The sequence below is a fragment of the Bengtsoniella intestinalis genome, from assembly GCF_039719005.1.
Classification (GTDB): Bacteria; Bacillota; Clostridia; order Oscillospirales; family Oscillospiraceae; genus Oscillibacter; species Oscillibacter intestinalis.
The window spans coordinates 1,756,539-1,771,158 of sequence record NZ_CP133584.1 but is presented as its reverse complement, the minus strand read 5'-3'; the positions used below and the strand labels follow the sequence as shown (position 1 = coordinate 1,771,158).

Genomic DNA, 14,620 nt, shown 5'->3' with positions numbered 1-14,620 from the left:
GGAAGGTTGCGTGCAATTCACCTCCTGTCCCACCTAGACCTGAGGTTACCATAGCGTTGGCAAGTATCTGGCTCGTGGGCATGACCCACTTACAGTAGAGGTAAGACTGCGGCAGTTTTGCACTGCACTTCCCTGTCCGGCGCTATGTCTATTTAAATTGACTTTAGTATACCACAGTGCGTGTGGTTTGACAAGGTATTTTCATTGTCTTAGGTGGTCAATTTTTTCCATCCTGTGGCAAGATTTTTGGTAAATATTTTATGGGGATGACAAAAACTACTGGTTGATGTTTTTTGCAATATTAAAGGGTAAAAAAGAGGAAATGGAATAAAATGGTTCATATTTTTTATGTAAAAAATAATAAATATACAATAAAAATATTGCAAATCACTAAATTCATATTAAAGAACAAGTAAAAATATGGAAAAATGTGCAAAAAATACAAAGTTATAACTTTGTACAAAAAGGTTGCTAAATGTATCTATTATGTAACTTTTTTTCGTATACTAGGGAGTGGGATAAACAAAAAGCCATGAAGTCCCTAAAAAACACGCTGTTGTAACAAATGTGAAGAGCGATGAGGGTTCCATGATGGCGAAACATTAAAAACAAATAAATATGCAGAAAATGCAGCCGCCCAAAGGGGTACCCCTTTGGCTTATGTTACAAGTAACATAAGCCAAAGGGGTACCCCTTTGGCTTATGTTACAAGTAACATAAGCCGCAAACGGTATTCAAGGCAATTAAATCCCAGCAAATAAGCGTATTGGTAAAAAATAGCAACTTCTACAAGTTGTTGCATAGGGTATAGAGTGGGAAGGAGATGGCAGAACATGAGTATGAATCAAACGAATAAAATTTCAAAGCGATGTCTTGCTTTGATTACGGCGTTATCGTTGATATTGACTATGGTGGTGGTGGCTGTTGGCACCATTCAGTGGCCTGAGAAATTGGTGGGGTTTGAAAAAAGTGACCTAGCCTACAGCCAATGGACAGCTCTTGGTTCTACAGAGGTAGATTTGACCTTGCCAGAAACCTTGCGTGCCATGGTTTCCATTCCCAATGAGATGGACGTGTCCACCTTCCAACAGGCCACACCTTTGGGAGACGTCTCCACTGGGGATTTGATGTATGACTATTATAATTACGGATATGTGGTTTGCGCAGAGGCAGAAGAAAAGTATGCCGCAGGCGAAAAAGTCATTTACTCCGTGTATTATGCTGGGGAAGATGGTGGCGTTGCCAGCGTGGGTTACCGCCTGTATGGTTCCTTGGAAGGCACAGGCGACCTTTGGTTCGTGTGTGACGCAAACGGGAACATCCAATACGGCATCATCGATGTGCCTGTCATTTGGAGCGGTGCTTACGATGGCAACACCTTGGGGACTTACACCTACACCTGTGAAGTGTCTCCCAGTTCCACATACGGCTACAACGGCACCATGCCAACAGCTGAAATTTATGTGGGCGACCCCGAGTCTGAAGCCTATAGTTGCAGTCATTCCACCGAAGATGGTGTGTGCGAAGATTGCGTCTACGACGCATATAACACCTTGCAAGCCTCTCGTATTGCATACTCTACGGAAACCACGAATGAAACCGCAGAATACACCCAAAACCTAGAAGATTACATGACTGCCAACATTGCCACGGTGAAGAACTCTGGTGGTACTGGCGTTACCGAGGGCATTATCACAGGGCCATGGGTTGACTACCTCAACACCCTCTGGCACAACCGTGTGAAAACCATGGTGTGGACGGGTGAGGGAGAAGTTATTCCTTGGAATACCGCATGGACACCCAGTGCAGTTCTTTGGGACGGTACTAGGGCATATAGTAATGACCATGATGCGGATTGGGGGGCTATCTACTATCCAGACTATGATAGTACTACCAAAACATATACGGTGTACTATGGTTCGCAGCTGCTCTATGCCATGGAAGCGTGTCACAACAATCCAGGTGCTACCATCTCCATCATGAGCGACATCAACCTCAACGGTGAAAATTACGCTTGGCCCGGTGTGGAACTGACAACATCCGTCACCATTGAAGGCAATGGACATACCATTTATAACCTTTGCTCCTTCACAGACCAAAGTGATACCACCAAGGGTTTTGCAACCTTTGTGCAAGGCACTGGTGTTGAGTTCACTGTCAAAGATTTACACTTTGAAACTGGCCTGCTGGTCTGTAGTATGACATCCAATGGCACCAGTGACGTACCAGATTTAGGAACCAGCGATGCCGCCAATATTTCCCTCTTTAGATGGAAGGGGTATAACACCGAAAGTAGCTTTACACTTGATAATGTAACTGCCAATGGCTTTATCGCCTGTTCTGTTGGCTCTTGCGTATCGGTTCTCATTGATATGTTCTACTCTGGCAATGCAAATGACACGGAATGCTACAACACCATCACCAACTGCGCCGTCTCCAACAGCTATATTTATGGCATGGATCACATCGGTGCACTGGGTTCCTACACCTCCAACGTGGCCTTCACCAACTGTTATTCCATTAACAACACCTTGGTGGGTTATGGCTACCACAGCGGTGCCTTCGTTTCTTGCTTGAACAACCGCTCCACCTTTGACAGCTGCTTCTCCGCCAACAACTATATGTACTCTGCCATGTATGCAGGTGGCTTCACTGGCTTCGCTGGTGACGGCGCTGACTACACCAACTGCTATTCCTCTGGTAAAGTAGAAGGGTTTTTGTATGTGGGGGGTTTCACTGGTTCTGCAGACGCAGGGTACCAATCAGTCGCTGAACCCTATAACGAAACCATAACCCGAAATTACTGCACCTTTACCAACTGCTACTCTACCGCTCTGGTAGGTATCCGTACGGAAACCAGTTACTCTGGTGGCTTCATTGGCCGTGTGGAATATGCCTACGATAGATACCCCAATGGTCAAAACATTTTCACCAACTGCTACGCCGCTGGCGAAGTTGGCAACACCAGCACCGACTTGAACACCAACGAAAAGGTCGTGGGCGGCTTCATTGGTTGGGATGATACCTTGGGTACAGATTACGAATCCGTGTACATCAACTGCTACTACGACAAGCAAACCACCGCCATGCGTGAATGGGTCACTGGTTATTACGACACCAGCACCGTGGATACCTCAGGATTGAACGGCAACCTCACCAATGGCATCACAGGGGTGCTGACCACCGACACTGAAAAAAGTGGCGCAGGGCTGACTGATACACCTAGCAATGAAGGCTTTGTGGGCTTTACAAACAACTTTGATCAAATTCAAGCCATTGTGGATAAAAACAGTGCCGCGTATACACTCAAAGTGTCCGAATACGTTGGCGCACCCCTTGATTTGGGCACGGTGGACGATGTGAAATGGGTCTACACCGACGAATACTACCCACAACTGAGCATCTTCTCCGATGCAAACAATAACACCTCTGCTTGGGGGACCTCGACACCCAACTAATCGAAGACTTCTCCTTGGCCTCAGTCACCACCGTTCTGCTGGACACGTGGGACACTGGTTACGACTGGACAGAAGGCGTCCGCACCGATGAAAAAGTGCAGTATGACCGCCCCAACCAAGGCGACCACAAAGGCGATGAATACACCTACGACACCGTCCGTGAAATCATCTCCGATGGGGAAATCACCTCTGGTGCTGGCAAATTCGCGAAGCTGTCCGACGGCACCATTTACATCTCTGTGGGCGATGAAATCACCTCCAACCCCATCACCATTGACGAAACAGCCGACACCTTAGCGGTAAACAGCTCTGGTGTTGACTGGTACAATATCACCCAAGGGATTGGGGCACGCCCCATCCGACTGGTCACTTTCATGAATGTCTACGCTGGCGAAGACCAGACGGTGGAAAACGGCGCACTGTACGACCATCGAAAAGATGTAGAACTGACCATGATGGATGAATTGCAAGACAATTTGATTCTGGGCATCGATGATTTCGATAGTGAGGTCATGTGGGCAACAGCGGAAGTCATGGGCTTCCCCAGTGAGAAAGAGGACTACCTCAACAACGAAACCAACTTCTTTGAAGCCTATACCAATGAAACAGACTTCTCCGCATCCCAAGAGGCGTGGCTCAACACAGAAGTGTGGCTGGCGGAACCTGTTACCGATGATACGAACACCACAGGGAAGACGATTTACTACGGTGAAAATGACACGGCTTACGTTGAAGGCTTGGCTGTGAAGCTGGCTGGCTATACCCTAGAGCCAGACGAAGACACCCCACTGACCACCACCCAATCTCAATGGACTGGTTCCATTCCACTGGCCACTGACGATTTGAAATACGATCAAACCTACATTGTGGCCTACTACTGGCTGCTGGCTGACGGTCGTTACCGCACCGACTATAAGATTGTCACCGTAGAACCTGAAGAGAAAGAATACGATGTCACCATTCAAGTGTTCAACGAAAACGATGACTTGTTAGAAGACGAAACCTACACCACCAACGAAGAAGCCATGATGCTGGGCGCTGATTTGATTGATAATACTGTGTCCGTGACCTCTCACACCGTGGAAATTGATTTCGTTGAAGATGTGGAAGAATCCACCGAGACGTATGTGGCATGGAATCACTATGACCCAGCCTATCGGGTCACCCGCACAGAGCTGATTATGACCAACAACGCAGACTTTGTGGTGGGTTATGTGGAAACGCTGGGTGACTTGGCAGAGGGTGATCAAATCACCATCCCCATCACCACCTATTACACCCAAACAGGGGAAGCCACCTATGAGTATGTCTACACCGAAGTGCTAAACGATGGCGATAGCGTGAGTTCACAAGACCAAGACATCACCTACACCTACCAAGACACCATGGCTTACACCACCACAGACCAATACACTTACACCGTGGAAAAAGACGCAAACGGCAACCTGTACTTGGCCTTTGACAAGGGGGTGCAAGTGGTTATCACAGAAGATGGCGAAGAAGAAACGGTGCTAACAATCCAAGACATTAGCTACAACATCACCTTCAACATCTATGTGGAAGAAATCGCCACCGTGGATGTGACCAAGGTTGTGAGCAACTACAACGCCAACATGAAAGACCAATCTTTCATCATCAACCTAGACGGTGACTATGACACCCAAGTGGACTTAAACCACAACGAAACTTCCAAACCCGTGATTACCGTCATGCAAGACGGTGAAACCAGAATCCTAACCGTCAGCGAGACGGTGCCCATGGAGTTCACACTCACTGGCATCACCTATACCGTTGAATCCTACGACCTAGTCGATGGTGTAAACGTGTATAACAAGAGCGAACCTGCTGCCCTAGATGCAGGGGAAGAGCTAATCGTCAATGCTGGCGACATGGTGCACATCACCTTTACCAACACGTACGCATCCCAAGGCTATTTCAAAGACCGTGCCGAAAAGGCCAACGTGTTTACCAACCAATAACAGAAAGGGCGTGAGAGATTTTGAACCGAAAAAGCAAATTAAAAGCCATTCTCTCCTGTGCCTTGCTGGTGTTGGTGGTGTGTAGCATCGGTGCTGTGTGGGCATGGGATGTCCACAGGGTCAGCGTGGAAAATGTGCTAAGCAGTCGCACAGTGGACACGTCGATTACAGAAGAATTTCCCAGCGGCGACATTGTGAAAAACAAAGCCATGCAAAAGCAAGTTTCCTTCACCAATGACGGCACAGACGCTGTGTTCGTTCGCTTCACCTACGCTGGGTATTGGGAAACCGACACTGAACTCCTAGACGGTGACTACGGCGTGACGCTGAACTGGACAACCGACTTTGTTGACCTTTGGGCACCTGATGACGACGGCTGGTATTACTACAAGCAAGTGTTGCCAGAGTACTACACCACGGCTGACGTGTTATCCAGTGTTAGCTTTGGGGAAGATATCCCAGACAATGCCACCTATACCTTGCTCTTCCAAGTGGAAACCTTGCAAGTCAGTGATGAGGATGCAGTCAACAGCGATGCCACAAAAAAGGTCTTCGGCGTTGAGGGCACGCTTACAGATGCCACCATCAAAAATGGCGCTGTCACCAGTGGCTCTGTCACTTGGGATGTGACCTATACCAAGTCCACCGACTACGCAAGCAACGGGTTCCAAATGACAACGCAAGATGGATACACCGTCTACTACGTGGGCGATGACCAATAAGAGGAGGTGGTGAGTTCAATATGACTGGAAGCAAGTTTAAACGCTACGCATTGGTGACCACCTTGGTCGTAGCACTGACCACCGTGGCGGTGTTCGCCACCATCCACTATATGCAAACCAAAACCGTGGAAAACGCCATGTCCACCAAGGCCAGCGGGGTTTATTTGGAAGAATTGTTCAACCCCCTCGACCAATGGGTGGCTGGTGAAACCAAGCAAAAAGAAGTCTGGTTTGGCAACCACGAAGAAACCGACCAAGTGATTCGCTTCACCATTAAAGAGGTTTGGACAGATGCCGATGGCAACGAGTTTACTGACCCCGACGACGGTGCCACCATCAACTGGACAGATGCTCTCAAAGACGACTGGACGCAACTTGGCGACTACTACTATTACAATTCCGTTCTAGCCCCAGAAGACGTCACTGACAAGGTGATGACGGGTGTTTCCTTTAGCAATACCATCAACAATGGTGGCTATGGCAACACCGCCGACTATTCCGACAAAACCTACTCCCTGACCATCACCATGGAAGCCCTCCCAGTGGACGCTGATGTGGTATTGGCCAATTGGAGCGTGACCATGACCCAAGCAGAAACAGTTCTCACATGGAGCAACGTGGCTTCGTAACATTATAAATTCTAAAAAAATTATTTTTTAAGAGGAGAAATTATCATGAAAAAAGCAACAAAATTAGCCCTGTCCATCACCGCTTTGGTGGGTGTTGGCGCCGTGACCCTGACCTATGCCTACTGGTCTCAAACCGCATCCATCGACAACCCCTTCAACACCAGTTCCTATGGCTCTAGCTTGGTGGAAACCTTCAATCCTACTGACGGTGAAGATTGGCAACCCGGCTCTGAGGTTGACAAGATTGTCATGGTGGAAAACACTGGCGAAACCTCTTTGATTGTCCGTGCCAAGTTGGATGAAACTTGGAGTCGTGCAGATTCCACTGGTACATTGGTTGCTTATAAAGAAATCGATGCTGCTGATGATGCCAATGAGGATAATGAAAATAGCGACCTAGCTATTTATGGTACCTATCAAGAAAACGCAACCGACGGTTACTATACAAACGACGACACCATCGTCACCAAGAACTTCTCTAGCTCCGAATTGTGGGTTGACGGCGGCGATGGCTGGTATTACTACTCCATCAACCTGCCTGCTGGCACATCCACTGACAACTGGCTGGAATCTGTGACCTTACTCAGCAATGCTGACATGGGTTACTATGCTGACACATGTCAGCTGGCTGGCGAAAAAGTAAATGATGTAATCACTTGGTACGCATACGATGTAGCCGAAGGCGAAACCTTTACCGCTCCTGCATATTTCACCGTTGATGCAGACGGCAAGGCTGTTGCTGCAGAAGCTGACGAAAATGGTGATTATGTTGAAGGCGCTATCTTCACCGCTTACAGCAAGGCTGCCCGTGACCTTGATGATACCATCCCCGGCTACAGCGGCTCTGACTATGTGCTGACCGTCACCATCCAAACTGTCCAACCCACCCAAGAAGCCATCGACACAGTGTTCGGCACCGTGCCCACAGGCATTGGCGCAGACTGGGTTCTGGCTGACGCAGAAGACGAACTGGTCTAAGATTATTACATCCGTGGGGAACGGGCGAACCCCGTTCTCTATCTAAAACTTTAAAATTTATAAATTAAGAGGGTATTGATTATGATTCGTAACAAAAAATTACTTGGCATCACCGCTGGTGTGATGGCTGTGGTGGCCGTGGCCGCTACTTGGGCATTCTACAACGCTACCCATGAAATCGACAACAAAATGTCCACTGGTGAATACGGCGATGTGCTGACCGAACGCTTCGCCCCCGATAGCAACTGGCAACCCGGTCAAGAAGCTGAAAAGCTGGTTGGCGTCACCAACACTGGCGATTATGATTTGGTTGTCCGTATTAAAATGGACGAAAGCTGGACTGTGGCTGGTGAAGATACCGCTTTTATCACCATTGATAGTAAGAATGAAAATTTTGACGATGCTACCGCTACCAAGGGTGACCAAATTGATGCAGAAGACGGCTTGACCGCAAAAGATGACGTGAACGACGGCTCTGTGGTTGCAAAAACCTTCGCAACTGATTTCGCATCTGAATGGACATACAATGCAAATGACGGCTATTGGTATTACAATGAAGTCCTAGAATCTGGTGAAAAAGCAGAAAACTTCTTGACCGCCATCACCCTGTCTGAAGACACTGACATGGGTAGCTATGACGAAACCGTGTATTATATCAATGTTGCTGTTGCTAATGATGCTGGTTCTGCGCCTACTTTTGATGCTACTACTTGGAGCAAATTGGCTGCAGGAGAATCTCTGGCTGACGTAACTGTGGATGGCTATTATCTGTATGTTTATAGCGAATCTGCTGTGGAAGATGGCAAGCTTGGCTACTCCAGCGCTGACTACATTCTGACCATCATCAGCGAAACTGCTCAAGCAACAGAAGATGCAGTTGCAGAATGGGATGTGCCAACCTCTATTACTTGGTTCCCCTCCGAAGCTGAAGCCTAATCATTAACAACCAACCGTGGATGGGGAACCCATTCCCCATCCACGGCATAAAACAAACACCCAAAAAAGGAAGAACACTATGAACGTACTACTGGCAATGTTCAAAGGCTTGGCTTACGCTGTTTATGGCGTGATTTTGCTGTGCTTGCTCATTGGCGCCCCCATGTTGCTGGGGTATCACTCAGCCATGGTCATCTCGGGCAGTATGGAACCCAATTACCCTGTGGGTAGTATCACCTATTATAAACAAACCGCCTTTGAAAATATCCAAGAGGGGGACGTGATTACCTTCGATTTGGGTGAAACCAGTCTGGCCACCCACCGTGTGGTGGCTGTGAATGCAGCAGACCAAACCTTCACCACCAAAGGGGATGCCAACGAAACCCAAGATGTAAACCCTGTGGCCTACAGCAAGGTAGAAGGGAAAACCATTGGCTTCGCCATCCCGTATGCTGGGTATTTTGTCACCTATGTCAAGTCTATGACGGTGATTATTCCCTGTGCAGCCATTTTAATCATCGACCTACTCTTGACCCCCAAAGACAAGAAAAAAGACGAAAACCCAGTTCCACAATAAATAAACCACCCCCAAGGGGTAGAAAGGACAAAGCCTATGAAAAGACGCACAAAAAGTAGAATTTGTTCTTTTGCCATGGCGGCGTGCTTTGGTGTGTGCATGGTGAAAGAAACCTTGGCCTATGACTGGGACCAAACCATCGACACCACCAATGAATTCCAGCCCGGCATTTATACAACCGTATTAGAAGAAGACTTTACCGCCCCCACCGATTGGATGCCCGGTATTGAAACCAACAAAGACGTGTGGGTCAGCAACGAAGGCACAGTGCCTGTGTTTGCCAAAATTGAGCTTTCTCAATCATGGATTCGCACCGAAAATATCTACGATTTAGACGGCAATGTCATTGCACCAGAAGAAGGGGAAGCCCTGTCCCTCACCTTCCAAGGGGAAGACGACCTAGAATATGCCGCCCTCATCACATGGGGTGAAGACGTGGTGATGCTCAGTGACAGCCTCAGCGAAGACGTCACCGCCTCTGTCCTCAGCTGGGGCGTGCAAACGGTGGACACCTTGGAAGAGGCCGCTGGCAAATGGCTGTTGGTAGAAGACGCAGACGATGGCAATCTAGTGTTTTATTACATGGGTGTCATCGAAGCTGGCACCTCCAGCCCATGGCTCATCGACAGCGTGGAAATGAACCCCAGCATTGAGGCCTCCATCACCGAAGTCCACACCGTTTGGGAAAAAACCGACGGCACATGGGGCACGGTGACCACTTTTGTGGAAAACTACGAGAGCTATGAAAATGCTGAGTACACCTTAACTGTCACTATGACCACTGTCCAAGCCACGGCAGAAGCAGTGGAAGAGTGCTTTGGCAGTAGCGTGCTCTCTGAGCAGTCCATCATTGCCTATTTGCAAACGCTGGCACACGGTGCGTCCTATTCCCGTGACGACTCTGTCACCGAGAAAAAGCTCTACATCAGCCAAAGTGGCGGTGTGCTCACCTTCGTCCCAGATGCACCAGAGGAAAACTGGTTCCTAAGCTATCTGAACATGATGCCCGGTGAAACCTATACCGACACCCTGCTGATTGAAAACCTAAACAGCAGCACCTATAGCCTGTATATGCAAGCTATTTTGAAAGATACCCAATCCCAATTGGCAGAGGAACTGCTAGAATACATCACCATCACCGTGACTTACAACGGAGACGTGATTTACCAAGGCAGTGCCGACGGGGTAGACGTGGACGACACCTTGTTTGAAGTCATCCCATTGGGGGACTATAGCTCTGGCGAAACCAATCAAATTGATGTGTCCATTACCTTGAGCAAAGATTTGCCCATAGAATACGCTGGCATTTTGGCCACCACCGATTGGCAATTCATGGTCATTCACAAGTCCTCTGGCGGCGGCAGTGACCCCGATCCAGACCCCACCACCGACCCCGATGACCCCACTACTGACCCCGATGACCCCTTGACCGACATTCCCGATGGGGATGTGCCACAGGGAGACTTCCCAGACTTTGACTTCCCCGATTTGGAAATTCCTGAGCTAGATATTCCTCTGATTAATATGCCTCAAACTGGCGACATTGGCAACTTCTTGGAATACTTGGCCGTGATGGCGGCCGCTGGCTTTGGCTTTGTGTACTGCCTTGTCAAGCTGAAACGAAGCTACCGTGAGGAAGACGAATAAAAACAGCTAGGGACACGGCTTGCCGTGTCCCTAGACCCTTATGGAAAGGAGGGTGTATTGCATGAAACGCAAAGGATTGATATTGTGTTGCGTGGCTTTTTTGGCTGTGTTTGTAATCTTTGGTGGGAAACTGTTGGCGCAGACCATGATGCAATCTAGGGAAGCGGAAACCTTTGTAGAGCTATCCCAATTGCGGAGTGAATCGGTGAGCACTGTCTCTCAGGGGTTAGAATCCACCGTGGAAATGCCCTCTTTAGAGGTGGAAACGGTGTCATATGCAGAACTGGCGGCCCTCAACGACGATTTTGTAGGCTGGGTCACCATTGCTGGCACCGCGATTGACTATCCCATCATGCACACCCCCAACGATGCAGAATACTATCTCCACCGTGATTTTTACAAGAGCTATTCGTTTAGTGGCACGCCCTTTTTAGACGCAAACTGCACCATAGACAGCCAGCAGTGGGTGGTGTACGGGCATCATATGAACAACGGCACCATGTTTGCAGATTTGGTGGACTTTCGAGACAGCGACTTCCGCCGCACCCACAGCACCATCTATGTGGACACCATCACCCAGCGCTACACCTATGAGGTCATCTGTGGGTTTTACCAAGAGGCAGATGGGAGCACGTGGACAGAGGGGTATTTCACCTATGACACAGAGGAAGCCTTTGCCGTGTTCCAAGCCCATTGCAACCAAGCGGCTCTTTTTGGCTCGCTGGACGATGTGACCTACGATGACCATCTGCTCAGCTTGGTCACCTGCAGTGGCATTGATGACAACATCCGCTTTGTGCTGGTGGCCCAGCGGATAGAAGGATAAAAAACCCGAAGTAGATAGATTCTACTTCGGGTTTTTGTTAGGGTGATGTTAGTTGCTTTTGGCCGTGTTGATAGAGGCAATGAGGATGCGTTTCAATTCCGTACATTTACTTATTACTTCCAAAAAATCCTGTATAAGGTAGTGAAGAGTGAAAAAGTAATAAGTAATAAGTAAAAAATCCGAGTAGATAAATCTACTCGGATTTTTTGGTGCCGGTGGTCGGACTCGAACCGACACGGTGTCACCACCGGCGGATTTTGAATCGATAAAAATCAATGGAACCTAGCATTCTGCAGTCTACTCTTGTGCCCCACTATACGGAAAAAACCCTTTGAAATCAAGGGTTTTGAAGCATACCAACTTTTTTCGGCAAAGATATTAAATTCAAATTAGCGGAATTTTATGCACGTTGGAGGCACATAGGAGGCACAAATCTAAAATTTACACAATCAAATTACCACTCAAAGCATTCGATTTTCCTCGTCATTACAATTCGAATTCTAAGGAGTGAACCTTGATTATGGATCAATATGAGCGACTGCTCCAAAAATATCCAGATTATATTAGCAAAGAACAATTTTACAAAATTTGCCACATAAGCAAGAGTACGGCATTACAACTTTTTCAGTCTAATCTAGTGCCTGTCATTGACACCAAGCGAAAAACCAGACGGTACTTCATCGCAAAGAAAGATGTGATTATTTATTTGCGTGAGCGAAACTCTGACCCTGAGAAATATCACATTACAAGATGCAAATGGATGCAGAGTTATGAGTCCTCTGGCCATTTAACCGACGCCCGATCTAGACGCATTAAGGTATATATAACAGGTCAATGGCAGCTTGAATCAGACGTGTTGACCGTTGCGGATTTGCGACGATTGCTTGGGTATCAACTTCAAACAATACGCAAATGGCTTTCTGATGGCACACTGGCCTCGTTCAAACTTGGGCATATATATTATATTCCCAAACAATATGCCATTGATTTTGTGGGAAGCCAAACCTTCTACGCATTTACAAGGAAGACAAAAGAACATATTAAGATAATGAAGGAGTGTTCAAAATGTGCGCACAAATAATCGCCATCTGCAACGCCAAAGGAGGCGTTGGCAAAACCACCACAAGCATCAATCTGGGGGCTGGGCTGGCTGAATTGGGCTATCGGGTGTTGCTGATTGACAACGACCCACAAAAAGCAAATTTGACCATGGCGCTTGGTCACACTGGCAGTTCCCTCCGCTATACCATGGCAAATCTTTTGTTCACTGCACTGGATTACCCAGAGGAATTGCCTGACTATATCCAAAAGACTTTGCTTCACACTGAGAAAATGGACTTGCTTCCTGCCAACAAAAAACTGACTGGGATTTGCACACGCTTGTCAGTAGAGCAAGCTGGCGGTGTTACAGAGGATGGCGACACTCGTCCCGAATTTGCCTTGCGCACGGTCATCGATGCTGTCAGTGACAAATATGATTATATCATCATCGACAGCGGACCCAAACTGGATATGCTCATGACCAATGCTCTGGCAGCAGCCACGCAGGTCATCGTTCCAGTGCAGGCACATTATCTGGCTATGGAAGGCTTGACTGACATTCTAGAAACAGTAACGTTCATCCGTCAGCGATATAACCCAGAGTTGACCATCGGTGGTATTTTGCTGACCATGTATCAATCCCAAACCAACCTCTGCCGTAGCGTGGAACAGCAAATCAGCGAACAATACGGCGCAGACGTTCACCTGTTCCACACACCCATCGGTGCATCTATCAAAGTGGCAGAAAACCCCTTGTTCGGCGCCTCTTTATTTAGTGCCTTCCCCACCCACAGCACCACGTTGGCCTACGCAGAAATGGCAAAGGAGGTTGCCAATGGCTAAAGTAGACTTACAGGCGGCCATGAAAAAGCGAGCCACTGTCACCCAAGCCGACGATGCCTTTGTGGATGAAGTCTACGAAGGTGTCTTCGGCAAGAGCCGACCAGCGCAAGCGGGGCAAAAGGCAACCCTGCCCATTGTATCCCTCAAACCTTTCATGGCGGCCAACATTGGTTTTCGTCCCTACTCTGAGGAAAACTTGCAAATTCTTGCCGATGACATCAAAGAAAATGGTCTTTTTGAAGAAATCATCGTTCGAGAATATTATGGCAAAGCAGACGAATATGAGATTTTAAGTGGGCATAACCGTGTGGCAGCTTGCAAGCTTCTGGGGCTAGAAACCATTCCTGCCCGCATCGAAGTGGCAGATACCGAACGTGCCATCACCATTGCCACCGTTACTAACTTACAACGCCGTCAGGGTCTGCTCCCCAGCGAGCGTGGTTGGGCCTATCGGGCGTTACTGGAAACAAAAAAGTGCCAAGGCAAACGAGCAGATTTAACTTGTGGCGAAAATCGCCACAAGTTAAATCCAGATGAAAAAGCGCGTGATAAAGTTGCTTTATATTTTGGTGTCACAGTCTATCAAGTACGCAAAGATATTCGCCTGACCTATCTTACCAAAGAGTTTTCAGATTTGGTAGACGCCAAAAAAATCAAGCAACAGACGGGTGTCACGCTGTCCTATTTTGAAAAAGACGTGCAGCAATGGCTTTATCAAGAAGTCTATCAAACCAATCCCAAAGACTTGACTGAAGGCCTTTTGCTATTTATCAAGAAGTTTATGCACCACGCTACTAATATCCCAGAGGACTTGCACAAAGTTGTGGCCAAATACCACAAGCCCAAGCCAGAGGTCAAGCAAATCAGCTTTAAGCGTAAAAAGTTTGAAGTCTACTTGGAGCAGATTGGTGACGAGAAAAAGCTAGAAGAAGAATTTCTGGCATTCTTGAAGCAGAAATATGGGGAGAAGTAGATTTGTCAGTA

Annotated in this window: 12 protein-coding genes and 1 riboswitch; all 12 genes read left to right on the top strand. The window is 47.7% G+C overall.

Annotation, left to right across the window (positions count from 1 at the left end; genetic code table 11):
- Positions 1-40 precede the first annotated feature (40 nt).
- Positions 41-191, bottom strand: a riboswitch (cobalamin riboswitch).
- Between the two features lie 642 nt (positions 192-833).
- The 12 genes from RFF05_RS08595 to RFF05_RS08540 all read left to right on the top strand — a co-directional run bounded on the left by RFF05_RS08595 (position 834) and on the right by RFF05_RS08540 (position 14,609).
- On the top strand, positions 834-3,458 hold the full coding sequence (locus RFF05_RS08595) for a hypothetical protein (RefSeq protein WP_409969937.1): 2,625 nt from the start codon (positions 834-836) through the stop codon (positions 3,456-3,458).
- On the top strand, positions 3,434-5,437 hold the full coding sequence (locus RFF05_RS08590) for a hypothetical protein (protein ID WP_409969936.1): 2,004 nt from the start codon (positions 3,434-3,436) through the stop codon (positions 5,435-5,437). Before RFF05_RS08595 ends, RFF05_RS08590 begins: the two co-directional genes overlap by 25 nt.
- 20 nt (positions 5,438-5,457) lie before the next feature.
- Positions 5,458-6,159 carry a hypothetical protein gene (locus RFF05_RS08585; protein WP_409969935.1) on the top strand — a complete coding sequence of 234 codons (702 nt, stop codon included), beginning with the start codon at positions 5,458-5,460 and terminating at the stop codon, positions 6,157-6,159.
- 20 nt (positions 6,160-6,179) lie between these two features.
- Positions 6,180-6,788: a hypothetical protein gene (locus RFF05_RS08580; protein ID WP_409969934.1), complete on the top strand. Its 609-nt coding sequence runs from the start codon at positions 6,180-6,182 to the stop codon at positions 6,786-6,788.
- A 45-nt stretch (positions 6,789-6,833) separates the two neighbouring features.
- Positions 6,834-7,766, top strand: coding sequence for a BsaA family SipW-dependent biofilm matrix protein (locus RFF05_RS08575; protein ID WP_409969933.1), 933 nt, complete (start codon positions 6,834-6,836; stop codon positions 7,764-7,766).
- 81 nt (positions 7,767-7,847) lie between these two features.
- Positions 7,848-8,702, top strand: a complete 855-nt coding sequence (locus RFF05_RS08570; RefSeq protein WP_409969932.1) for a BsaA family SipW-dependent biofilm matrix protein — start codon at positions 7,848-7,850, stop codon at positions 8,700-8,702.
- Positions 8,703-8,781: 79 nt separating this feature from the next.
- Entirely contained in the window at positions 8,782-9,279 is a 498-nt protein-coding gene (locus tag RFF05_RS08565; RefSeq protein ID WP_409969931.1) for a signal peptidase I, read from the top strand.
- A gap of 36 nt (positions 9,280-9,315) precedes the next feature.
- Positions 9,316-10,926: a BsaA family SipW-dependent biofilm matrix protein gene (locus RFF05_RS08560; RefSeq protein ID WP_409969930.1), complete on the top strand. Its 1,611-nt coding sequence runs from the start codon at positions 9,316-9,318 to the stop codon at positions 10,924-10,926.
- 61 nt (positions 10,927-10,987) lie between these two features.
- Positions 10,988-11,752: a class B sortase gene (locus tag RFF05_RS08555; RefSeq protein ID WP_409969929.1), complete on the top strand. Its 765-nt coding sequence runs from the start codon at positions 10,988-10,990 to the stop codon at positions 11,750-11,752.
- 520 nt (positions 11,753-12,272) lie between these two features.
- Positions 12,273-12,833, top strand: coding sequence for a helix-turn-helix domain-containing protein (locus RFF05_RS08550; RefSeq protein ID WP_409969928.1), 561 nt, complete (start codon positions 12,273-12,275; stop codon positions 12,831-12,833).
- Positions 12,818-13,636: a ParA family protein gene (locus tag RFF05_RS08545; RefSeq protein WP_409969927.1), complete on the top strand. Its 819-nt coding sequence runs from the start codon at positions 12,818-12,820 to the stop codon at positions 13,634-13,636. The genes RFF05_RS08550 and RFF05_RS08545 overlap by 16 nt, the downstream gene beginning before the upstream one ends.
- Positions 13,629-14,609 (top strand): ParB/RepB/Spo0J family partition protein, encoded by a 981-nt coding sequence (locus RFF05_RS08540; RefSeq protein ID WP_409969926.1) that lies wholly within the window; start codon positions 13,629-13,631, stop codon positions 14,607-14,609. Before RFF05_RS08545 ends, RFF05_RS08540 begins: the two co-directional genes overlap by 8 nt.
- The last annotated feature ends 11 nt before the right edge of the window (positions 14,610-14,620 follow it).

What these genes read in the sequence shown, in the direction of transcription:
- RFF05_RS08565 (WP_409969931.1), top strand. Translation starts at nt 8,782, where the DNA reads ATGAACGTACTACTGGCAATGTTCAAAGGCTTGGCTTACGCTGTTTAT.
- RFF05_RS08555 (WP_409969929.1), top strand. Translation starts at nt 10,988, where the DNA reads ATGAAACGCAAAGGATTGATATTGTGTTGCGTGGCTTTTTTGGCTGTG.
- RFF05_RS08540 (WP_409969926.1), top strand. Translation starts at nt 13,629, where the DNA reads ATGGCTAAAGTAGACTTACAGGCGGCCATGAAAAAGCGAGCCACTGTC.
- RFF05_RS08550 (WP_409969928.1), top strand. Translation starts at nt 12,273, where the DNA reads ATGGATCAATATGAGCGACTGCTCCAAAAATATCCAGATTATATTAGC.
- RFF05_RS08560 (WP_409969930.1), top strand. Translation starts at nt 9,316, where the DNA reads ATGAAAAGACGCACAAAAAGTAGAATTTGTTCTTTTGCCATGGCGGCG.
- RFF05_RS08575 (WP_409969933.1), top strand. Translation starts at nt 6,834, where the DNA reads ATGAAAAAAGCAACAAAATTAGCCCTGTCCATCACCGCTTTGGTGGGT.
- RFF05_RS08570 (WP_409969932.1), top strand. Translation starts at nt 7,848, where the DNA reads ATGATTCGTAACAAAAAATTACTTGGCATCACCGCTGGTGTGATGGCT.
- RFF05_RS08595 (WP_409969937.1), top strand. Translation starts at nt 834, where the DNA reads ATGAGTATGAATCAAACGAATAAAATTTCAAAGCGATGTCTTGCTTTG.
- RFF05_RS08580 (WP_409969934.1), top strand. Translation starts at nt 6,180, where the DNA reads ATGACTGGAAGCAAGTTTAAACGCTACGCATTGGTGACCACCTTGGTC.
- RFF05_RS08545 (WP_409969927.1), top strand. Translation starts at nt 12,818, where the DNA reads ATGTGCGCACAAATAATCGCCATCTGCAACGCCAAAGGAGGCGTTGGC.